We start from the raw sequence: 21,160 nt of genomic DNA on the forward strand, positions 1-21,160 counted from the left end.
GCCTTTCAGCCCTGGCCGGGCAGCGCCGCGAGGGCGAGGTTCAGTTGGAGCACGTTGACGGTGGGTTCGCCGAGGAAACCAAGGTCCCGTCCCTGAATCCTAGACTCGACCAGGGCGCTGACCGTCGCGACCGGAAGGCCGCGGGCCGCCGAGACCCTGTTCACCTGGATCCGGGCGTACTCCGCGCTGATCTGGGGATCAAGACCCGACGCGGATGCCGTGAGCGCGTCAGCGGGGATCTGGGCGGCGGTCACGCCGTCGGATCCCTCGATTGCGGACGTCCGGTCGGCGATCGCGGCGATCAGGTCCGCGTTCTCCGGACCGAGGTTACTGCCGCCGGAGGCCGCCGCATCGTAGCCGTCGCCCGCTGCGGATGGCCGGGACTGGAACCACTCCGGAAGGGCCGCTCCCTGGGCATCCGTGAATGACTGGCCGATCAGCGAGGAGCCGATCGCTCCAGAACCCCCCTGGATGAGGGAACCGTTGGCCTGGTTCGGCAGGGCGACCTGCCCGAAGGCCATGATCGCGAGGGGATAGGCGACACCGAGGATGACGGTGAAGACGAGCATGGCGCGAAGGGCGACGCCGTACTGGCGGGCCGAGCTACGAGGGGAACTCATGGTGACGTTGTCCGTTTCCGTGGAAGTGAGGTTGGGGAGAGGTCCGGCGGGTCAGAAACCGGGGAGCAGTGCGACGAAGAGGTCGACGAGCTTGATCCCGAGGAACGGTGCGATCACACCACCCAGGCCGTAGATCAGCAGGTTGCGGCTGAGCACGCTCGCGGCGGCGGCCGGACGGTAGGTGACTCCGCGAAGCGCGAGCGGGATCAGTACGACGATGATGATCGCGTTGAAGATGATGGCGGACAGGATCGCCGAGGCTGGCGAGTGCAGCTGCATCACGTTCAGCACGGCGAGGCCGGGGAAGACCCCTGCGAACATGGCCGGGATGATCGCGAAGTACTTGGCGATGTCGTTGGCGATCGAGAAGGTGGTGAGGGCGCCGCGGGTGATCAGAAGCTGTTTGCCGATTCGGACGATATCGATGAGCTTCGTCGGGTCAGAGTCGAGGTCGACCATATTGCCGGCCTCCTTCGCGGCGCTGGTGCCGGTGTTCATCGCGACCCCGACGTCGGCCTGGGCGAGTGCCGGTGCGTCGTTCGTTCCGTCGCCCGTCATGGCGACGAGATTGCCGCCCTCCTGCTCACGCCGGATGAGGGCGAGCTTGTCCTCTGGGGTGGCCTCGGCGAGGAAGTCGTCGACGCCGGCTTCCGCTGCGATCGTCTTGGCGGTCAGCGGGTTGTCGCCGGTCACCATGATCGTGCGGATGCCCATGCTGCGCAGTTCGGCGAATCGTTCGGCGATTCCCTCCTTGACGATGTCCTTGAGGTACACCACTCCCAGGATCCGCCGCGCCCCGGATCCAGGGACCGCCGAGTTGTCCGCCGTGTTGCCCGCAGCGCTGCCCTCGGCCACGACGAGGGGGGTGCCGCCCAGTTCTGAGATCCGTTCGACGGTCGCGTTCAGGTCGTCGAGGATCGTCGACTCGACGTTCGTGGTTTCGCTCACCCAGGCGAGCACGGCGGAGCCGGCGCCCTTGCGCACGAAGGAGCCGTCGGGCAGGTCGATCCCGCTCATCCGGGTCTGCGCCGTGAAGGGCACCACGACGGCGTCGAGGGTTCCCGGATTCCCGAACCCGGTTTCGATGGCGAGGTCGACGATCGATTTGCCCTCTGGGGTCGGGTCGCTCAGGGAGGACAGTGCTGCTGCGTTGATGAGTTCGCCTCTATCGACCCCGGCGAGCGGGGTGAACTCCCGTGCCTGCCGGTTGCCGTACGTGATCGTGCCGGTTTTGTCGAGGAGCAGGATCGTAACGTCGCCCGCCGCCTCGACTGCGCGTCCCGACATGGCCAGCACGTTGCGCTGCACGAGCCGGTCCATTCCTGCGATGCCGATCGCGGAGAGCAGGGCGCCGATCGTGGTCGGGATCAGGCAGACGAGCAGGGCGACGAGGACGGGCAGGCTCACGGCGGCGGCGGAGTATCCCGCGATGGGGTTGAGGGTGAGGGTGACGACGAGGAACACGATCGACAGGCTCGCGAGCAGGATGTTGAGCGCGAGCTCGTTCGGGGTCTTCTGCCGGGAGGCGCCCTCGACAAGGGCGATCATGCGGTCGACGAAGGTCTCGCCCGGCTTGCTCGTGATGCGGACGACGATCCGGTCGGAGAGCACCCGGGTGCCGCCGGTGACGGCGCTCCGGTCGCCGCCGGACTCACGAACGACGGGTGCGGATTCACCGGTGATCGCGGACTCGTCGATCGACGCGATGCCCCAGACGATGTCGCCGTCTCCGGGGACGAGCTCCCCGGCGGTCACGATCACGGTATCGCCCAGTGTCAGGTCGGCGGAGGAGACGGCGGAGACGGTGGCCCGTTCGGCCGCGGCATCCGCTGCCTCGTCGTAGCCGGCAACGAGGTTGGCGATCGTGCTCGTTCGGGTCTGGCGGAGGCTGTCGGCCTGCGCCTTGCCGCGGCCCTCGGCGACGGCTTCCGCGAGGTTCGCGAAGATCACGGTGAGCCAGAGCCAGAATGCGATGCCGACGGTGAAACTCGCCGGTACGTCGCCGCCGCCCGAACGGGCCGGTCCGCCGAGGAAGGGTTCGACGATCGCGAGCAGCGTGGTGAGCGCGGCACCGACCTCGACGATGAACATGACGGGGTTCCGCCACATCAGCCGGGGGTCGAGCTTGCGCGCCGCCATCGGGAGTGCAGCGACGAGCTGGGCAAGGTTGATCGCGCTCGATGCGCGTTTCCGCGGATGTTCTCCAGCGGGCGCTCGGCCCTCGCCCCGTGGAGAAGTGGATGCTTCGGTGACTGTCGACATGATTACTGCTGCCCTTCCGTCGGGGAGTCCGGCGTGAGTGGTGACAAGGAGAGGAACGGGGGAGCCTGGGTGCCGGAGGCGGTGGTCATGGCTACTGCAGCCCTTCCGCGAGCGGACCCAGCGCGAGCACCGGGAAGTACGTGAGCGCCGTGATGATGACCGTCACGCCGACGAGCAGCCCGACGAACTGCATGCGGTGGGTCGGCAGGGTGCCGCGCGTCGCAGGAACGGTGTCCTGGGCGGAGAGGGCTCCGGCGAGGGCGAGCACGAGGACGATCGGCAGGAAACGGCCGAGGAGCATGGCAACGCCCAGCGCCGTGTTGAACCACGGCGTGTTGGCGGTCAGTCCCGCAAAGGCGGAACCATTGTTGTTGGCCGCGGAGGTGAAGGCGTAGAGCACTTCGGAGAGACCGTGCAGCCCGGGGTTCCAGATGGAGGTGCCCTCGACATCCGCTCGCACGGCGGGGATCGCGAAACTCAGGGCCGTTCCGGCGAGGACGAGGGTCGGGGTCACCAGGATGTAGAGGCTGGCGATCTTGATCTCGCGCGGGCCGATCTTCTTGCCGAGGTATTCGGGAGTGCGGCCGACGAGCAGGCCGGCGATGAAGACCGTGATCACGGCGAGGATGAGCATTCCGTAGAGCCCGGACCCCGTGCCGCCCGGGGCGACCTCGCCGAGCATCATGTTGAGCATCGGCATCAGGCCCCCGAGGGCCGTGAAGGAGTCGTGCATCGAGTTCACGGCACCGGTCGAGGTGAGGGTCGACGCCGTCCCGAAGAGGGCGGACCCGATAATGCCGAAGCGCTGTTCCTTGCCCTCCATGGCGCCACCCGCTGCGAGTGGGGCCGTTCCGGCACCGCCGAGCTCGAAGAGGGTGAGCGCGGTGAGGGAGACCACGAAGATGGCGGCCATCGCTCCGAGAATGGCATAGCCCTGTCGTTTGTCGCCGACGATCGTGCCGAAGGTGCGGGGCAGGCTGAACGGGATCGCGAGCATGAGAACGATCTGGAACATGCTCGTCCACGCGGTCGGGTTTTCGAACGGATGCGCCGAGTTCGCGTTGAAGAATCCGCCGCCGTTCGTGCCGAACATCTTGATCGCCTCCTGCGAGGCCACCGGCCCGCCCGGTATGGACTGGGTGGCGCCCGTGATCGTGGTGACGTCCGTGAAGCCGGTGAGGTTCTGGATGACGCCGCCGGCGAGGAGAACGAGCGCGGCGAGAATCGCCACAGGGAGCAGCAGGCGCAGTACCCCGCGGGTCAGGTCGACCCAGAAATTGCCGATCGTGCCGGTCCGGCGCTGAGCGAAACCGCGCACCAGGGCGATCGCAACGGCGATGCCGACCGCGGCGGATACGAAGTTCTGCACGGCGAGGCCGAGCATCTGCACCGAATAGCCCATGGTCACGTCGGGTGAATAGGACTGCCAGTTCGTGTTGGTCACGAATGAGACGGCCGTGTTGAACGACAGGCCCGACGGGATGGCCGGAAAGCCCAGGGAATAGGGCAGTACCGCCTGGGCTCGCTGAATGACGTAGACGAAAAGCACGCCGATGAGGGAAAAGGCGAGCACGCTGCGCAGGTAGGACTGCCAGGTCTGCTGCGACCGGGGATTGACCCCGACCAGGCGATAGAAGCCGCGCTCGACCCGGTTGTCACGCGACGACTGGTAGAACGCCGCCATGTAGTCGCCCAGGGGGCGATAGATGAGGGCGAGGACAAGCGCAAGGGTGAGCGCCTGGAGAACGGCGAACCAGAGGTCCATCAGAACCTTTCCGGCTTCACGAGCGCGAGCACGAGGTAGGCCAGGGCCGCGACGGCGAGGAGGGCGCCGAGCAGATCGAAGACGATCACAGTTTCTCGACTCCCTTGGCCACGAGGCCGATCAGGGCGAACACGGCGATCACGCCGAGAACGTAGACGATGTCAAGCACGAGGTCGGGCACAGGAGAACTCCATCCACACGGTGACCGCGCCGGTGCAGGCGCGGGTATCCCGGGGTCGGAACCGGGGTACTCCATAGGAATACGCTGGATTCGGGGCGGAGAATGGGGTCCTCACGGTATCCATACGGCGCACCGGCGGAACCTAACGGTTTCTCTGCGCTGGTGCGCGCTCCCGTGCAATGTGCGCGGTCGCTCGTCGCAGCGAGGGTCGTCGGTGCGCGCTGGCAGAATGGAAAGCGTGTACATACTGGTCGGTCGAAGGGGGAACGGGGAGTTCCTCGTCGAGGTGCTGAACGCCGGGGGTGTGACTCTCGGTGCCGCCCGCCCGGTGTCGGCGGACGACTTCCCCGGGTATGTGCTCCAGGAGGAACCCGGGTCGCCGCGCTGGGTCTGGGAGGACACCGCGAGCATCTACCCGGTCCTGCTCGAGGCCGGCGTCCGCGTCGAACGTGCCCACGACCTGCGGCTCTGCCACGCGATCCTGCGCCACTCCGTCCTCACCGCCGCGAGCGACCTCGCAACGGCGGCACCGAGCCGGTGGGATGCCGCCCTCGCCATCGTCGCGGAAACCCGCGATCCCGGAGCCACGCTTTTCGAACTGCTCGGAGAGGACATCGATCCCGCCGGAGAAGCGGACGCGGGCTTCACGGACGCCGGTGCCGAGTTCCGGCGCCAGCTCACGGCCGTCGCCGAGAGCGAGGAGCCGGGGCGGCTGCGCCTGCTGCTCGCCGCGGAGTCCGCCGGCGCGCTCATCGCCGCCGAGATGCGCTTCGCCGGACTGCCCTGGCGCACCGACGTGCACGACGAGCTGCTGAGCAGGGTCCTCGGTCCGAGGGTCGGCCCCGGGATCCGGCCGGCGCTCCTCGAAAAACTGGTCGGACGCATCCGCCTGGCACTCGGAGACCCCCTCGTCAACCCGGACTCCCCGCCCGAGCTCACCCGCGCCCTGCGCCGGGCCGGACTCGCCGTGACCTCGACCCGGGCCTGGGAACTCAAGGAGCTCGACCATCCCGTGATCGAGCCCCTGCTCGAGTACAAGAAGCTCGCCCGGCTGCTGAGCGCCAACGGCTGGTACTGGATGGACACCTGGATCGTCGACGGTCGCTTCCACCCGGAGTACCTGCCGGGCGGCGTCGTGACCGGCCGGTGGGCGACCCGCGGCGGGGGAGCCCTGCAACTGCCCAAGCAGGTGCGCGGTGCTGTTGTCGCGGACTCGGGCTGGAAGCTCGTCGTCGCGGATGCCGCCCAGCTGGAACCGCGCATCCTCGCGGCGCTCTCGAGCGACACGGCCATGGCGGATGCCGGCCGTGGCACGGACCTCTACGCCGGCATCGTCGCGAGCGGCGTCGTCGAGACCCGCGCCCACGCCAAGGTGGCCATGCTCGGCGCGATGTACGGTGCGACGACGGGGGAGAGCGGGCGGTTGCTGCCCCGGCTCGCGCGGGCGTATCCGCGGGCACTCGCGTTGACCGAGACAGCCGCGCGCGCAGGCGAGCGCGGCGACCAGGTCACGACCAGGCTGGGCCGGTCCTCGCCGCCTCCCGGAGAAGAGTGGTATGCCGCGCAGTCTCTGGCTTCGTCGGAGGGAGCCGGCGATGCCGATGAGCGGAGGGCGCGCACCCAGGCCAGGGACTGGGGTCGTTTCACGCGCAACTTCGTGGTGCAGGGGAGTGCGGCCGAGTGGGCGTTGTGCTGGATGGCGGAAATCCGGCGGGAACTCCGGAAACTGGCGTCGGACGTCGGCGCAGATGCCGGATCCGGGTTGGAGCCCCGGTCTCCTTCCCGGGCTCCTTCCGGGTCTTCTTCCGGGTCCCGTTCCGGTCGGGGCGGTGTCGTGTTCGCCGATATCCCGCACCTGGTGTTCTTCCTCCACGACGAGGTCATCGTGCATACCCCGGAGCATCTGGCGGCCAGGGTCGCGACCATTATCGAAGATGCCGCGGCCACGGCGGGGAGGCACCTGTTCGGCACCTTCCCTGTCGACTTCCTGCTGACCGTCGCCACCGTCGACAACTACGGCGACGCGAAATAGCGCCCGCCGCGGCAATAAACCCGGGCCCGTGCCCGTTGCACTGAAGACACTCACACGACGGGATGGCGCAGGCATGACACAGCAGGTAGAGCAGGGCAGCGCAGACCAGGGCGGCGCATTCCAAGGCAACGACGCCCAGGGCAGCACAGACCAGGACCGGACGGACGCCGCACTCGCACGGCTCGCCGAATTCCGGGACGCACGCTCCCGCGCGGTCGTCGGCCCGCGCGGCAACCTCGCCCTCGTGAACACCCAGTGGATCACCGGTGACCCCGCGGTCGGCCAGCCGGTCTGGGGCGTCCCCGGGTTATGGGCGCCGCTCCCCGCTGGGGTGTCCGGGCTCGCGCTGACAGCGGCAGCGAGCGAGGGGATCACCGTCGACGGTGACGTGGTCGATGGATCGGTGCTCGTGGCCGGACTCGACGCGATGCAGCCCTCGAGCATCCGCTTCAGCGACACGCTCACGGGAACGGTGATCGCCGGCGAAGACGGCGGGTATGCCCTCCGGGTCTGGGACGCCGCCTCCGAGGGAATCCGCGATTTCGGCCGGATCGATGCATTCCCCTACGATCCGGACTGGGTGGTCGAGGCGACGTTCACGCCGATCCCCGGGCGGGGTGAGGTCAGCATCGCACACCTGCAGGATGAGGGACGGACCCGCCAGCGCGCCCTGCCCGGCGAGATCACCTTCACCAGGGATGGCATCGACTACAACCTCGTTGCCTTCGAGGACGGGCCGAGCCTGCTCCTCGTGTTCGCCGACGCGACCAACGGGGTCAGCACCTACAGCGTCGGCCGATTCCTGCGCGTCTCACCGGAGGGCGACGGAACGATTCGCCTCGACTTCAACCGGGCCTACCTGCCGCCGTGCGCCTTCAGCTACAACTTCAACTGCCCGATCGCACCTGCCCAGAACCGACTCACCATCCCGATCGAGGCCGGCGAGCGCATGGTCCTGACCGCGGACGGCACGCCGCTGCACGACTGAACCGATCGTCTCGACTTTCGGCGAAGTCGTCCACGGGCTGCATCGTCCACGGGCTGCGTCTCATACTTCTTCCGGACTGGACGCCGTGATCGAGCTATGCCGCCACCGCCGGCCGCCGGCCGCGCCGTGGCTTCTGAAGATTGAGACCGTGCCCGAACTCGCCTGGGGCGGCGGCCAGCGTGCGCTCCGTGCTCTCGAGCCAGGCCAGTGCCGCGGTCGCGAGGGCATGCCGCGCCCCCGCGCCGAGCAGGTCCTGCCCGGCGCCCGGCCGGAGCTCCCCGCCGTGCGCCCCGGCGACGGTGTTGTCGCTTCCTGCGCCGGGACCGGAGTCCGCAAGGTCGGACTCCCAGTGCGTGCGATAGCGGGCGATGATGCCGAGAACGTCCGTATCAGGGAGTGACGACGCGAGCAGCACCCGGTCGACGAGGTCGTTCCACTCCTCGCCGACGGCGCTCTCCGTCGCGGTCAGCCAGGCAGATGCTTCGCTCAATCCGGACGAGGTCGCCCGGTACAGGGGGAGTCCGTCGTCAGTGGTCCCTGCCGATTCCACGACTCCCTGTTTCACGAGTCGCTCGAGAGTGCCGTAGACCTGGCCGGCGTTCACGTTCCGGCGACCGGCCGTACGGGAACTGAGTTCAGCGTGAAGCTGGAATCCGTATGCCGGACCGATCGACAGGATCACAAGCAGACAACTGCGTACCGACACCGGGCCTCCGAAGCGAGAGATAGCTATACCGAGTATAGCGAACCGGTCCACGGGAAAACGCGCGGGAACCGGTTGAACTGGTGGGATCAAATAACCCGATCTTCGGCTCTCCTGACGTTACCGTGGGTGGTTTCCGAGCGCCTTAACGAGTGCACGCCGCTCTCCGTCTAGGTTTCTAACTGACAAAGGCAAGAAACACAGGGACGAGAAAACGGCGTGCAAAACTCAACACTATGGCGGACTCTGCTCGGAGTCGACAAAACCATCGTCGAAGCGGTCGATCTCGACGCGGATACGGGCATGCTGGTCGCGTCGGTGCGCCCAACGGCATCGATGCGGAACCGGTGCGGGGCCTGCCGGAAGCGCTGCCCGCGCTACGACGCCGGTGACGGGCGGCGCCGCTGGCGATCCCTGGACGCCGGCTCGGTGCAAATCCACTTAGAAGCTGCGGCGCCGCGGGTGAGCTGCCGGGTGCATGGCGTGACGGTCGCCGCCGTGCCGTGGGCCCGGCATCAGAGCGGGCACACTTTGTTCTTCGATGACCAGGTCGCGTGGCTGGCCACGCAAACATCCAAGTCCGCCATCACCGTGCTGATGCGCATCGCGTGGCGCACCGTGGGCGCGATCATCACCCGGGTTTGGGCAGATACGGAGAAGCAGTTCGACCAGTTCGCGGGCCTCACCCGGATCGGGATTGACGAGATCAGTTACAAGCGCGGCCACAAGTACTTGACCTGCGTCGTGGACCACGATTCTGGCCGTCTCGTCTGGGCGGCACCAGGCCAGGACAAGGCCACCCTCGAGACGTTTTTTGATGCGTTGGGGCCGGAGCGTTCGGCACTGATCACGCATGTTTCCGCGGACGGTGCGGCCTGGATCGCCAGTGTTGTCGCGGAACGAGCGCCGAACGCTGTTCGCTGCGCTGATCCGTTCCACGTCGTGAAATGGGCCACCGAGGCCCTCGATGAAGTCCGCCGGGGCGCGTGGAACGAGGCCCGCAAAGCCGCCCGGCACAACGATGCCCGACGCACTCGCGGCCGGCCCCCAGCCGACGCCCCGGCACGCCCAGACAGCGCCCGGGCGACGGGCATCAAGAACTGCCGATACGCGCTTTGGAAGAACCCGGAAAACCTGACCGAGAAGCAACAAACGAAGCTCGCCTGGATCGTGCAGACCGACCCCCGGCTGGCTCGGGCGTACTACCTGAAGGAAGGCCTCCGTGTGATCTTCAAACTGCCTCTCGAGGAAGCGACCGAAGCTCTCGACAAATGGGTTGGTTGGGCTCGCCGCTGCCGCATCCCGTCCTTCGTGAAACTGCAGAAGAGCATCGTGAAACACCGCACCGCGATCCTGGCCTCCATCGAGCACAGCCTCTCCAACGGCCGCGTCGAATCCATGAACACCAAGATCCGCCTCATGACCCGCATCGCGTTCGGCTTCAAATCACCCGAGGCCCTCATCGCCCTCGCAATGCTCAGCCTCGGCGGGCACAAACCCGTGCTTCCCGGCCGGGACTAACCCACGGAAGAGTCAGGAGAGCCCGATCTTCCTTGAATACCCACAGGCGGCTGAGGCATAATCCAAGGAGACGGCAGCAATTCCGTCGTAGCGACAAGTTCACACTCGCTTGCATCGTATTGAATCCGCAGTTCTGAGGTCGTTGGGGAAGACGCATCTCACAGAACGGAGAAAATCGATGACAGCAATACCTGCGCGCCGGCCACCAACTGCGCGAGGGGTGCTTTTGGTGCATTCGTCGCCACGGGCACTCAGCCCGCATGTGGAGTGGGCGGTCGGTCGCGCCCTCGGCGAGGCCGTCAACTTCGACTGGTCCGATCAGCCGGTGCTCACGGGTTCCCAGCGCGCCGAATACCACTGGGAGGGCGCACCAGGGACCGGCGCGTGCCTCGCATCCGCGCTGCTCGGATGGGACCACTTGCGCTTCGAAGTGACCGAGGACGCCGGGTTCGGCGTCGATGGCGGGCGGTGGCTGCACACGCCGGAGCTCGGCATTTTCTTCGCACAGACCGACACCGTCGGGAACATCGTGATCCCGGAAGACCGGATTCGCTACGCCATGGAATCCGCCGGCGCGAACGCCGTCGAACTGCATCGCGAACTGCGCCTCGCCCTCGGGCAGGCCTGGGACGACGAACTCGAACCCTTCAGGCACGCGAGCGACTTCAATTCCGTGGTCTGGCTGCACAAGGTCGGCTGACAGTCCTGATTCGCACAAGGCCGGGGAAAGAGACACCTGGCGGAAACGAGAAAAGGCGGAAACGAGAACAGGCCCGACCCCGGGGGGTCGAGCCTGTTGCTGATAGACGTCCGAAGGGACCGAGCTTGTCGACTAGACCGAGCGGAAGGCCACGACGGCGTTGTGGCCGCCGAATCCGAACGAGTTGCTGATCGCGAGCAGGTTGCCGCCGGGCAGGGTGCGCGGTGAGGTCACGACGTCGAGCGGAATGGCCGGGTCCTGCTCGACGAGGTTGATCGTCGGCGGGGCGGTCCGCGTCGAGAGCGCCATCACGGTGAAGAACGCCTCGATCGCACCTGCACCACCGAGCAGGTGCCCGGTGGATGCCTTCGTCGCGGAAACGGGGATGCCCTCGAGCAGGTCGCCGAACACGCGACGGAGTGCGTTGTACTCAGCGATGTCCCCGACTGGCGTGCTTGTCGCATGCGCATTGATGTGGGCGACATCACTGAGATCGGCACCCGCGTTGCGGATGGCGGTGACCATAGCCCGGGCGGCCGCCGATCCCTCGGGGTCGGGAGCCGTGATGTGGTACGCGTCACTCGTGACGGCACCGCCGAGCAGTTCGGCGTAGATGTGCGCACCGCGGGCCTTGGCGTGTTCTTCGGTTTCGACGACGAGTGCTGCTGCACCCTCGCCGAGCACGAAGCCGTCGCGTGACACGTCGTACGGGCGTGAGGCATGGGCCGGGTCGTCGTTCCGCTTGGACAACGCCTGCATCGCCGCGAACGACGCGATCGGCAGTGGGTGGATCGCGGCTTCCGAGCCACCGGCGATGACGACGTCCGCGCGGCCGGCCTGCAGCCGGTCATAGGCGTTGACGAGGGACTCGGTGCTCGACGCGCAGGCGGAGACGACGGTCGTGATACCGGCGCGGGCGTGCAGGTCCATGCCGATTGCCGCGGCGGGACCGTTCGGCATCAGCATCGGGACGGTCATCGGCAGCACGCGGCGTGGGCCGCGTTCGCGCAGGGTGTCCCAGGCGTCGAGGAGGGTCCACACGCCGCCGATGCCGGTGGCCCAGTCGACGGCGAGCCGGTCGGCTTCGACCTCGGGAGATCCGGCATCCGCCCAGGCCTCGCGGCCGGCGATCAGCGCGAACTGGCTCGAGGGGTCGAGACGCTTGATCTCGTGCCTGGCGAGGACCTCGCTGGCGGGGACCCGCGCCTGCGCGGCGAAGGTGATCGGCAGCTGGGTGCGTGCGACCCATTCCTGCTCGAGGGTGGTGGCGCCGGACTCGCCGTTCAACAGCGCAGCCCAGGTCTCGGCGGCAGTGCCTCCGAGAGGGGAGGTCGCACCGATTCCGGTGATAACGATCTTCTTGGTCATATGCAACTCTCCGTGGTACATCAAAACGGCGGGCGGAGCCCACAGACCAGGCCGGTCGGCGATGCCGGCCGGCCTGGGCTCGTTAGTTTTAGTCCTGGGCCTTGACGATGAAGTCGACGGCGTCGCCGACGGTCTTAAGGTTCTTGACCTCTTCGTCGGGGATCTTCACGTCGAACTTCTCTTCTGCGTTGACGACAATGGTCATCATCGAGATGGAATCGATGTCGAGGTCGTCGGTGAACGACTTACCCATCTCAACCGTGTCAGCCGCAATGCCGGTCTCATCATTGATGAGCTCAGCGAGGCCGGACAGTACTTCTTCGGTGGACAATGCCATTTTTTTCTCCTTGGGGTGTCTCGTATGACCGAGATTCAGTTTAGAGGCGGTACGGGAAAACTACGGGAGCACGACGACCTGCGCGCCGAACACCAGTCCGGCTCCGAAGCCGATCTGCAGGGCGAGACCGCCACTGAGCTCAGGGTGTTCGGCAAGCAGGGTGTGCGTGGCGATCGGGATCGACGCCGACGAGGTGTTCCCCGTTGTGGCGATATCGCGCGCGATGACGACGGACTCGGGGAGCTTGAGCAGCTTCGCGAACTCGTCGATGATGCGCATGTTGGCCTGGTGCGGGATGAAGGCCGCGAGGTCGGCACTGGTCACGCCGGCGGCCTCGAGGGCCTGCTTGGCGACCTTGGCCATGTCCCAGACCGCCCAGCGGAAGACTGTCTGGCCCTCCTGGCGGAGCGTGGGCCACTCGGATTCACCGCGGTGGTATTCCTGCAGGGTGTGATTCATCTGGATCGCGCCGGCCTTGGAACCGTCGGACCCCCAGACGGTGCTCGAGATACCGGGGTAGTCGCTCGGACCGATCACGACGGCGCCTGCGCCGTCGCCGAGGAGGAACGAGATGCTGCGGTCGGTCGGGTCAACGAGGTCGGAGAGCTTTTCGGCCCCGACGACGAGCGCGTAGTGAGCGACACCGGTGCGGATGAGGGCGTCGGCCTGGGCCACGGCATATGCGTAACCGGCACAGGCGGCGTTGATGTCGTAGGCAGCGGCCGGGTTGGCGCCGACCTTGTCGGCGAGGACGGCGGCCATCGACGGGGTCTGGCGGCCGTTGCTGATGGTGGCGACGATGACGGCGTCGATCAGGGTCGGGTCGATGCCGGACTTCTCGATGGCCTCGGTGGCGGCAACGACGGCGAGGTCGACGGCCTGGACGTCCTTGCTGGCCCTGACGCGGCTGATGATGCCGGTACGCTGCTGGATCCACTCGTCGGACGAGTCGATCGGACCGACCAGGTCGTCGTTGGGAACGGTCAGGTCACCGCGGGCGGCACCGACCGACAGGATGCGCGTGAACGCGGGGCCGTGCGACTGCTGGAGTGTGGGCTTGGTCATGGTCTCTTTCCGTCGGGCTTACTGCTGGTCGATCAGTGCAAACGCGGCGGGCAAATCGTCCGGGGTCTTGATCGCGACGCTGGGTACGCCTTTGAGTGCACGCTTCGCAAGGCCGACGAGGGCGCCGGCTGGCGCGATCTCGATGATTCCGGTGACGCCAGCGGCCTCGAAAGACTGCATGCACATGTCCCACCGTACCGGCGAGGAGACCTGGTCGACGAGATATCCGACGAACCGCGCGCCGTCGGCGACCTGGCTGCCGTCCCGGTTCGTCCAGATCGGCAGGGTCGGGTTCGAGGGGGTGAGACGCGCGGCGACCGCGGCGAGCGAGGCGACGGCAGGCTGCATATACCGGGTGTGGAATGCACCGGCGACCTGAAGGGGGATGACACGCGAACGGGCAGGCGGAGCGGCGGAGAGACGGGCGAGTGCGTCGATCGCACCGGCTACGACGACCTGGCCGCCGCCGTTGAAGTTGGCCGGTTCGAGGCCGAGTTCGGTGAGGAGCGTGAGAAGTTCGGCTTCGTCGCCGCCGAGCACGGCGCTCATCCCGGACGGTTCGAGGGCTGCGGCCTCTGCCATCGCCGCGCCGCGTTCGCGCACGAACCCGAGGGCATCGGCGTCGTTCAGGATGCCGGCCCCGGCTGCGGCGGTGATCTCGCCGACTGAGTGCCCCGCGATCCCCGCGATGCGGTCGCGGCGACCGCCGGCGAAGAGCGCCCGCATGGTGAGGATTCCGGACGCAACGATCAGTGGCTGGGCGACGGCCGTGTCACGGATGGTGTCGGCGTCACTGACCGTGCCATGGGTGACAAGGTCGAGTCCGCTCGCGGCGGACATCGCGTCGAGTCCGGCGGCGAAGGCGGGGTCTTCAAGCCAGGGAACGAGGAAACCAGGGGTTTGCGAGCCCTGTCCGGGACAGACGACAACAATCATTCCCCTAGTCTCCCAAGCTCAATTCGCCGCGGAGTGTCGATGATCGACCAAGTATCCGGAAAACGTTTGTGTCTTCCCGCAGAAACAGGTCAAACGAGGGGTGTCAGCGTCGGCGGGTGGAGCCGTCGTGGTCGCTGATCGAGCCGAGGATGAGCGCGGACTGCAGGATGAGCGCCTCACGGGCGCCCGTCGCGTCGTAGCCGATGACCTCGGAGACGCGCTTCAGGCGGTAGCGCACGGTGTTGGGGTGAACAAAGAGTTCCCTGGCCGTCGCTTCAAGCGAGCGGCCGTTGTCGAGGTAGCACCACAGCGTCGTGAGCAGTTCGGTCGAGTGCGCCTGGAGCGGCCGGTAGATGCGGTGGATGAGGGTGGCGCGGGCGAGCGGGTCGCCTGCGAGCGCACGCTCCGGGAGCAGGTCGTCCGCCTGGACAGGGCGCGGCGCGTTCCGCCACGACCTGGCTACGGCGAAACCGGCCAGGGCCGCCTTCGCGCTCTTGGAGGCGTCGACGAGGTTGGGCACTTCGTGTCCGAGCACGAGGTGCCCGGCACCGAAGCTCGGTTCCAGTTGCACCGCGATCTCCATGAACGTCAGGGCGGATGCCGTCCCGACGGTGTCCTCGGAGTCCGCTGAGGCGGGGTGCGCGCGACCGATCACGAGAACAAGCCGGTTTCCCTGCACCCCGATCAGCACGTCGGCGGCCATGTGCCGCGCGGAGCGGCGCAGCTGGTCGACATCGAGCATCTTCGGGGTGGTGCCGACGAGCACGCAGACCTCGCCGTGGCCGTGCCAGCCGAGTGCGGCGATCCGGCTCGGCAGTTCGTCGTCGTACTCGCCGCTGAGGATCGAGTCGACCACGAGGGCCTCGAGCCGCACGTCCCAGAGCCCGCGTGCCTCGGCGGCGCGCGCGTAGACATCCGCAGCTCCGAAGGCGATCTCGCGGGAGTAGAGCAGGATCGCCTCGCGGAGGATCTCGCCGCCGTCCTTGACGCGTTCCTCGACGACCTCGACGGAGACCCGGATGAGCTGGAGGGTCTGCTGCAGGCTCACCGAGCGCAACAGCTCCCGCGGCGCGGCACCGAAGACGTCGGCCGCGATCCACGGAGTGGATTTCGGGTCGTCGAACCACGCGATGAAGGACGTGATGCCCGCCTGGGCCACCAGCCCGACCGAGGACCGCCGTCCTGGCGGCATATCGCCGTACCAGGGCAGCGTGTCCTCGAGTCGTTTCAGGGTCGCCGTGGACAGCTCCCCTGAGATGGTGCGCAACCAGGCGAGCGTCTGCTCCTTCGTCTTCGGTGCCGGGGCCACAGTCGGGTTAGCTCTCGCCCCCGGCGGAGCCCGTTGTGCCCGCGGTCACGTCGTGCAGCTGGTACTTCTCGATGGCCTGGCCGACGACCGCCCTGTCGATCTCGCCGCGACGGGCGAGCATCTCGAGGGTGCGGACGACCATGGACGGTCCGTCGATCTTGAAGAACCGACGGGCGGCAGGGCGGGTGTCCGAGAAGCCGAAGCCGTCCGCGCCGAGGGTGGCGAAATCGCCGGGGATGAACTGGCGGATCTGGTCGGGCACGGCGTGCATGAAGTCGCTGACCGCGATGAACGGGCCGGCGGCTCCGGCGAGCTTCTTCGTGACGTACGGCACCTGCGGGCCCTGGTCGGGGTTGAGGAAGTTGTGCTCCTCCGCCCGCATGCCGTCGCGGCGCAGTTCGGCCCAGGACGTGACGGACCAGACATCGGCCGAGACTCCCCAGTCGGAGGCGAGCAGGGCCTGCGCCTCGAGCGCCCACGGCACGGCGACACCGGAGGCCAGGAGCTGCGCCTTCGGTCCGGTGACCTGCGAGTGGTTGATCCGGTGGATGCCGTGCACGATGCCGTCGACGTCGACCTCGTCGGGCTCGGCCGGCTGCACGGCCGGCTCGTTGTACACGGTGATGTAGTACATGACGTTCGGGTCGTCGTGCAGGCCGCCGTACATCCGCTCGAGACCGGAACGCACGATGTGCGCGATCTCGTACCCGTACGCCGGGTCGTAGGACACGACGGCAGGGTTGGTGGATGCGAGGAGCGGCGAGTGGCCGTCGGCGTGCTGCAGTCCCTCACCGGTCAGGGTCGTGCGACCCGCGGTGGCTCCGATCATGAAGCCGCGGGCCATCTGGTCGCCGGCGGCCCACATGGCGTCGCCGGTGCGCTGGAATCCGAACATCGAGTAGAACACGTAGATCGGGATGAGCGGCTCACCCTGGGTGGCGTAGGTGGTCCCGACGTTCGTGAACGCGGCCATCGCGCCGGCCTCGTTGATGCCGACGTGCAGGATCTGGCCCTGCGGGCTCTCCTTGTACGCGAGCAGCTGGGCGTGGTCGACGGACGTGTACTGCTGGCCGTTCGGGTTGTAGATCTTGGCGTTCGGGAAGAACGCGTCGATTCCGAAGGTGCGGGCCTCGTCGGGGATGATCGGGACGATGCGGTTTCCGAAGTCCTTGGCGCGCAGGAGCTCCTTGAGCAGACGGACGAACGCCATCGTCGTGGCGATCTCCTGCGTGCCGGAGCCTTTCAGGGTCGGCGCGTACGTCGAGTCCTGCGGGAGGTTGACCTGGGTGTACTTGCTCCGGCGTTCCGGCACGTAGCCGCCGAGGGCGCGGCGGCGTTCGTGCAGGTACTGGATCGCCTCGTCGTTCTCGTCCGGACGGTAGTACGGCGGGAGGTAGGGGTTCTCCTCGAGCTGGGCATCCGTGATCGGCATGTGGGTGCTGTCACGGAAGGTCTTCAGGTTCTCGAGGGTGAACTTCTTCATCTGGTGGGTCGCGTTGCGGCCCTCGAAGCTCGGGCCGAGGGCGTAGCCCTTGACGGTCTTCGCGAGGATGACGGTCGGCTGGCCCTTGTGCTCCGACGCGGCCTTGAACGCCGCGTAGACCTTGCGGTAGTCGTGGCCGCCACGCTTGAGGTTCCAGATCTCGTCGTCGGTGTAGCCTTCGACGAGCTTCAGGGCGCGCGGGTCGCGGCCGAAGAAGTTCTCGCGAACGTATGCGCCGCTCTCGGCCTTGTACGTCTGGTAGTCGCCGTCGGGGGTGACGTTCATCAGGTTGAGCAGGGCGCCGTCGACGTCGCGGGACAGGAGGTCGTCCCACTCGCGGCCCCAGACGACTTTGATGACGTTCCAGCCGGCACCGCGGAAGAAGCTCTCGAGCTCCTGGATGATCTTTCCGTTTCCGCGGACGGGTCCATCGAGGCGCTGCAGGTTGCAGTTGATGATGAAGTTGAGGTTGTCGAGACCCTCGTTCGCGGCGACCTGGAGTTGGCCGCGGCTTTCGACCTCGTCCATCTCACCGTCGCCGAGGAACGCCCAGACCTGCTGGTCGCTGGCGTCCTTGATTCCGCGGTTGGTGAGGTACCGGTTGGTCTGCGCCTGGTAGATGGCGTTGATCGGACCGAGGCCCATCGACACCGTCGGGAACTGCCAGAACTCCGGCATCAGGCGCGGGTGCGGGTAGGACGACAGTCCCTGCGGCGCGTGCGACTTCTCCTGGCGGAAGCCGTCGAGCTGGTTCGCGGTCAGGCGGCCCTCGAGGAATGCCCGGGCGTAGGTGCCGGGGGAGGCGTGGCCCTGGATGAAGATCTGGTCTCCGCCACCCGGGTGGTCCTGGCCGCGGAAGAAGTGGTTGAAGCCGACCTCATAGAGGGCGGCGGATGAGGCGTATGTCGAGATGTGTCCGCCGACGGAGATCCCGGGTCGCTGTGCGCGGTGCACGAGCACGGCTGCGTTCCAGCGGATCCAGGCGCGGTAGCGGCGCTCGATGTCTTCATCGCCGGGGAAGTCCGGCTCGTTGCCGGCCGCGATCGTGTTGATGTAGTCGGTGGTGGGCACCATGGGGACGCCCAGGTGCAGTTCCTTGGATCGTTTGAGCAGGCTCAGCATGATCTCGCGGCCGCGTTCGTGTCCCTGGGCGGCCACGAGTGCGTCCAGAGATTCGGACCACTCTTTCGTCTCTTCCGGATCCGCATCCGTGCTGTTCACCGAGTATGGGTCCTGGTCGTTGACAGTCACAGTCGACCTCTCTCTATCGGGCAGGTCGTGTGATACGCGACCGTGCCTGGTTAGGCGTGCCGCAAAGCGGTCCCTGTGGACCGCTGGCACCACGCCAGCCTACAGATTCCAGCTGTGTGCCGCGCACGCGCGGCCGGTACGCGACGAACGCTGTCAGCGAAAGAATTGTCTAGGTTTCCCCCATCCCCGGGGCTAGGCTGTTCCGGCGCTTGCCACTGGTGGCTGACGCAGGAAAGGACGCACTATGGCTCTGGAGAATGACACCCAGGCACCCGACTTCGAATTGGTCAACCAGTACGGCGAGCACATCCAGCTCAGCCAGTATCGCGGTGACAAGTCGGTGGCATTGGTCTTCTTCCCTCTCGCGTTCTCGGGAATCTGCAGTGGCGAGTTGTGCACCCTGCGCGACAACCTGAGCCTGTTCGAGAACAGTGGTGTTGAACTCCTGGGTATTTCGGTGGATTCCCGGCACGCGCTGCGCGCCTGGGGAGAGCAGGAGAACTACGGATTCAACCTCCTCGCCGACTTCTGGCCGCATGGAGCCGTCGCCAAGGAATACGGCGTCTTCCTCGAGGAGAAGGGTTTCTCGAACCGCGCAACCTTCCTGATCGACCCGGACGGCATCATCCGTGCGAGCTTCATCACGGCTCCCGGCGAGGCGCGTTCGCTCGACGCATACCGTGCCGCGATCGGCGAACTCCAGCCCGCGTGACCCGATCGCCGCTCCCACCGGTATAGTGGTGTCGGTTCAACCCCGGCGGAAGTCGATACGCAGGGGCCTTTAGCTCAGTTGGTAGAGCGCCACGTTTACACCGTGGATGTCATCGGTTCGAGCCCGGTAGGGCCCACCAGTAGGTCAGCACCTCGGGGTGTCCGAGAGTGATTCCCCGGTTGACCGGGATCTGGTCTCACGGGTTAGGCTTGGGGTAATTCGGTGAGTCCTGCCGGGACTCCCGTGTGAACCGGTCGCTCCTCCGGGAGCCGAAAGGTCGTGTGTGCCAGTGGCTCTCCTGTGGAGTGATCTGCGAGTGGATGTCCCGGTCGGCCGGAGCAGGCATGCCCCCGGGGCACAGGACCCGGCCCGTGTCCCCCGTTAGCCGTGCGGCATTCGATACTGCCGCCCGGGAACTCGAAGCCTGGGACGACTCCGGCACGGAGCTCTGCGCCCCGTTCCTGAGAGTGCTCCCCATCGATGGAGCAGCGATCTCCACCCTCGGCGCGCCCTTCGGGACCGAGACGATCAGCGCGAGCGACGCGTTCGCCGCCCGGATCGACGAACTGCAATTCGATCTCGGCGAGGGACCGTGCTGGCGGGCGCTCGCGACCCGGCGCCCGGTCCTCTCGCCGGACATCCGCCTCGAGCAGAATCCGGCCTGGCCGATGTTTCGCGCGGCACTCGACGACGCGGAGGTCGGGGGACTGTTCGCCTTCCCTCTCGTCATCGGAACGCTCGAGATCGGCGCCGTCGACCTCTACTCGTCCGTTGCCGGCCCGTTGCCGCCGGAGGCTGTCGCCGACGCAACGGAACTCGCGGATATCGTCGCCCGGGTCGTGTTGCGCCGGGCGCTTCGAGACCACGTCTCCGTGGAACAGGATCCGGAGCGACTGGATGCCGACGGACCGAACCCTGCCGACCCGACGCAACCGGAAGCCGAGGGATTCTCGCGCCGCGTGATCCACCAGGCCACGGGGATGATCCTTGCCCAGCTGAATCTCTCCGCCACGGATGCATTGCTGCTCCTCCGTGGTTACGCTTTCTCAAACGGACGATCGGTGCGGTCCGTCGCACACGATGTGGTCGCCCGGAAAATTGATTTCTCCACGGTTATCGCACCTTAGGATTACAACATGGTCACACAATCCCGGGAGGGTCAGCTCGTCGAGACGTTCGTCACGCTGGCCGACACGCTCGTCGTCGGCTACGACGTCGTCGACCTCCTGCAGACTCTCGTCGAGCGGTGCGCGCTCCTCTTCGGAGCGTCCGCGGTGGGTATCATCCTCTCGGCCGGTCACGGAGACTTCGAGGTCGTGGCCTCCACCAACGAGCGCACCCGGCTGGTCGAAATCCTCCAGCTGCGAGCGGGCGCCGGTCCCTGCGTCGAGTGCGTGACGACCGGTGCCGCTGTCGCCATTCCCGACCTCGACGTCGTCGCCCCGAAATGGCCCCTCTTCCGTGCGGGTGCACTCGAACAGGGATTCCTCTCGATGCACGCCGTTCCCCTGCACCTGCGGGCGACGACCATCGGCTCACTCAATCTTTTCTGGGACCGTCTCGGCGGCCTTGGCGCCGAGGACCTGCGCACCGTTCAGGCCCTCGCGGACACGGCGACGATCGGAATCCTGCAGGAACGCGCGATCCGCGAGAGCGACATCGCTCGCGCACAGCTCCAGCACGCGCTCAACAGCCGCGTCGTGATCGAACAGGCCAAGGGCGTCATCGCGTTCATGCACGACGTCGACATGAGCGAGGCGTTCACGATGCTCCGTGACTACGCCAGGAGCCACAACAGGCCGCTCGCCGAAGTATCCGCGGCCGTCGTCGATCGCACCCTTCGCCTCTGAACCGGTTCTGCATATACTGGGGTTGCGCCCCGGACCCTGGCTGCACATGGACAGTTCACTGAGCCAGTGAGGGAAGA

At 67.0% G+C, this 21,160-nt stretch carries 18 protein-coding genes and 1 tRNA gene; 8 read left to right on the forward strand and 11 right to left on the reverse strand.

Going from position 1 to position 21,160, the window contains the following annotated elements; translation table 11 throughout:
* Positions 1 to 5: 5 nt before the first annotated feature.
* The 4 genes from kdpC to RHM57_RS06990 form a co-directional block, all read right to left on the reverse strand.
* Positions 6 to 620, reverse strand: coding sequence for a potassium-transporting ATPase subunit KdpC (kdpC, locus tag RHM57_RS06975; protein ID WP_322140801.1), 615 nt, complete (start codon positions 618 to 620; stop codon positions 6 to 8).
* A 51-nt stretch (positions 621 to 671) separates the two neighbouring features.
* The gene (gene kdpB, locus RHM57_RS06980; RefSeq protein WP_322140802.1) at positions 672 to 2,882 is read right to left on the reverse strand and encodes a potassium-transporting ATPase subunit KdpB; all 2,211 of its coding nucleotides are present in this window, start codon (positions 2,880 to 2,882) and stop codon (positions 672 to 674) included.
* 91 nt (positions 2,883 to 2,973) lie between these two features.
* Positions 2,974 to 4,647 carry a potassium-transporting ATPase subunit KdpA gene (gene kdpA, locus RHM57_RS06985; protein WP_134558434.1) on the reverse strand — a complete coding sequence of 558 codons (1,674 nt, stop codon included), beginning with the start codon at positions 4,645 to 4,647 and terminating at the stop codon, positions 2,974 to 2,976.
* Positions 4,647 to 4,736, reverse strand: coding sequence for a potassium-transporting ATPase subunit F (locus tag RHM57_RS06990; protein WP_134446468.1), 90 nt, complete (start codon positions 4,734 to 4,736; stop codon positions 4,647 to 4,649). Before RHM57_RS06990 ends, kdpA begins: the two co-directional genes overlap by 1 nt.
* A gap of 321 nt (positions 4,737 to 5,057) precedes the next feature.
* On the opposite strand from RHM57_RS06990, the gene RHM57_RS06995 reads away from it, so the two are divergent.
* Both RHM57_RS06995 and RHM57_RS07000 read left to right on the forward strand, forming a co-directional pair.
* On the forward strand, positions 5,058 to 6,860 hold the full coding sequence (locus RHM57_RS06995) for a bifunctional 3'-5' exonuclease/DNA polymerase (protein ID WP_322189674.1): 1,803 nt from the start codon (positions 5,058 to 5,060) through the stop codon (positions 6,858 to 6,860).
* Positions 6,861 to 6,933: 73 nt separating this feature from the next.
* A complete protein-coding gene (locus RHM57_RS07000) occupies positions 6,934 to 7,848 on the forward strand; it encodes a DUF1684 domain-containing protein (RefSeq protein ID WP_322135874.1) in 915 nt (304 codons plus the stop codon).
* Positions 7,849 to 7,942: 94 nt separating this feature from the next.
* On the opposite strand, the gene RHM57_RS07005 is transcribed toward RHM57_RS07000, so the two are convergent.
* Positions 7,943 to 8,554: a PadR family transcriptional regulator gene (locus RHM57_RS07005; protein WP_322135873.1), complete on the reverse strand. Its 612-nt coding sequence runs from the start codon at positions 8,552 to 8,554 to the stop codon at positions 7,943 to 7,945.
* 216 nt (positions 8,555 to 8,770) lie between these two features.
* Here RHM57_RS07005 and RHM57_RS07010 point away from each other — a divergent pair, with 216 nt between their 5' ends.
* Positions 8,771 to 10,072: an ISL3 family transposase gene (locus RHM57_RS07010; RefSeq protein ID WP_322135197.1), complete on the forward strand. Its 1,302-nt coding sequence runs from the start codon at positions 8,771 to 8,773 to the stop codon at positions 10,070 to 10,072.
* A 178-nt stretch (positions 10,073 to 10,250) separates the two neighbouring features.
* Entirely contained in the window at positions 10,251 to 10,772 is a 522-nt protein-coding gene (locus tag RHM57_RS07015; RefSeq protein ID WP_134446471.1) for a DUF3145 domain-containing protein, read from the forward strand.
* A gap of 132 nt (positions 10,773 to 10,904) precedes the next feature.
* On the opposite strand, the gene RHM57_RS07020 is transcribed toward RHM57_RS07015, so the two are convergent.
* From RHM57_RS07020 to aceE, 6 genes are all read right to left on the reverse strand, one after another.
* Positions 10,905 to 12,140, reverse strand: a complete 1,236-nt coding sequence (locus tag RHM57_RS07020; protein ID WP_134558431.1) for a beta-ketoacyl-[acyl-carrier-protein] synthase family protein — start codon at positions 12,138 to 12,140, stop codon at positions 10,905 to 10,907.
* Positions 12,141 to 12,228: 88 nt separating this feature from the next.
* Positions 12,229 to 12,477: an acyl carrier protein gene (locus RHM57_RS07025; RefSeq protein WP_134446473.1), complete on the reverse strand. Its 249-nt coding sequence runs from the start codon at positions 12,475 to 12,477 to the stop codon at positions 12,229 to 12,231.
* Positions 12,478 to 12,537: 60 nt separating this feature from the next.
* Entirely contained in the window at positions 12,538 to 13,542 is a 1,005-nt protein-coding gene (locus RHM57_RS07030) for a beta-ketoacyl-ACP synthase III (RefSeq protein WP_134446474.1), read from the reverse strand.
* Positions 13,543 to 13,560: 18 nt separating this feature from the next.
* The gene (locus RHM57_RS07035; protein ID WP_134446475.1) at positions 13,561 to 14,478 is read right to left on the reverse strand and encodes an ACP S-malonyltransferase; all 918 of its coding nucleotides are present in this window, start codon (positions 14,476 to 14,478) and stop codon (positions 13,561 to 13,563) included.
* Between the two features lie 103 nt (positions 14,479 to 14,581).
* Entirely contained in the window at positions 14,582 to 15,787 is a 1,206-nt protein-coding gene (locus RHM57_RS07040; RefSeq protein WP_134446476.1) for a PucR family transcriptional regulator, read from the reverse strand.
* A 7-nt stretch (positions 15,788 to 15,794) separates the two neighbouring features.
* Complete coding sequence (aceE, locus tag RHM57_RS07045; protein WP_134446477.1) at positions 15,795 to 18,521, reverse strand: pyruvate dehydrogenase (acetyl-transferring), homodimeric type; 2,727 nt, start codon at positions 18,519 to 18,521, stop codon at positions 15,795 to 15,797.
* A gap of 244 nt (positions 18,522 to 18,765) precedes the next feature.
* On the opposite strand from aceE, the gene RHM57_RS07050 reads away from it, so the two are divergent.
* The 4 genes from RHM57_RS07050 to RHM57_RS07065 all read left to right on the forward strand — a co-directional run bounded on the left by RHM57_RS07050 (position 18,766) and on the right by RHM57_RS07065 (position 21,083).
* Complete coding sequence (locus RHM57_RS07050) at positions 18,766 to 19,233, forward strand: peroxiredoxin (protein ID WP_134446478.1); 468 nt, start codon at positions 18,766 to 18,768, stop codon at positions 19,231 to 19,233.
* 63 nt (positions 19,234 to 19,296) lie between these two features.
* Positions 19,297 to 19,372 (forward strand) — tRNA-Val (locus tag RHM57_RS07055).
* Positions 19,373 to 19,604: 232 nt separating this feature from the next.
* The gene (locus tag RHM57_RS07060; protein WP_322135872.1) at positions 19,605 to 20,360 is read left to right on the forward strand and encodes a GAF and ANTAR domain-containing protein; all 756 of its coding nucleotides are present in this window, start codon (positions 19,605 to 19,607) and stop codon (positions 20,358 to 20,360) included.
* A gap of 9 nt (positions 20,361 to 20,369) precedes the next feature.
* Entirely contained in the window at positions 20,370 to 21,083 is a 714-nt protein-coding gene (locus RHM57_RS07065; RefSeq protein WP_134446480.1) for a GAF and ANTAR domain-containing protein, read from the forward strand.
* Positions 21,084 to 21,160 lie beyond the last annotated feature (77 nt).

Origin of the sequence: Cryobacterium sp. 10S3, assembly GCF_034344045.1 — a bacterium.
Taxonomy (GTDB): Bacteria; Actinomycetota; Actinomycetes; order Actinomycetales; family Microbacteriaceae; genus Cryobacterium; species Cryobacterium glucosi.